The sequence below is a fragment of the Roseateles sp. P5_E1 genome, from assembly GCF_054049335.1.
The window spans coordinates 1-511 of record NZ_JBFUMN010000503.1 but is presented as its reverse complement, the minus strand read 5'-3'; the positions used below and the strand labels follow the sequence as shown (position 1 = coordinate 511).

Sequence of the window (511 nt, the reverse complement as noted above, 5' to 3'; positions counted from 1 at the left end):
CCCTTGTTCGCGATCACGCGCATCCACCGGCACCACCGGCAACCAACGGCCCTCGCGCCCGGCCTGCGCCGCGCAGGCGTCCAGGTCGAACTGCGGAGCCAGGTCCAGCCGCGACACACCGATCACCGCCGGCACCTGCGCCGCATGCTGCTGCAGCATCGCCAGGTACGCCGTCAACTCGTCCACCGCCGCGCTGCGGGTGGCATCCAGCAGCAGGACCACGCCGCTGGCCCCCTGCAGCAGGATCGGCCACAGGAAGTCGAAMCGSKKCTGWCCKGGCGTGCCGTACAGCCGCAGSCGGTCGCCGYYSGGCAGGTCGATGTCGSCGTAGTCCATCGCCACCGTGGTCGACGCCTTGTCCGCACCCTGGCGGTCGCTGTTGTGCACGTCGGTGTCGATGACCGCACCAGCGGCGATCGCCCGCACCAACGTCGACTTGCCGCAGCCCATGGTGCCCAGCACCACGATCTTGTGTTCGCGCACGCTCAGCCTCCGCCACGCTGGCGCACGC

At 71.0% G+C, this 511-nt stretch carries 1 protein-coding gene; it reads right to left on the bottom strand.

The window, feature by feature from the left end:
• Positions 1 to 483 (bottom strand): GTP-binding protein (locus tag ACXJKJ_RS32325; protein ID WP_457395854.1); only part of this gene is annotated, 483 nt, incomplete at its 3' end.
• Positions 484 to 511: the final 28 nt, after the last annotated feature.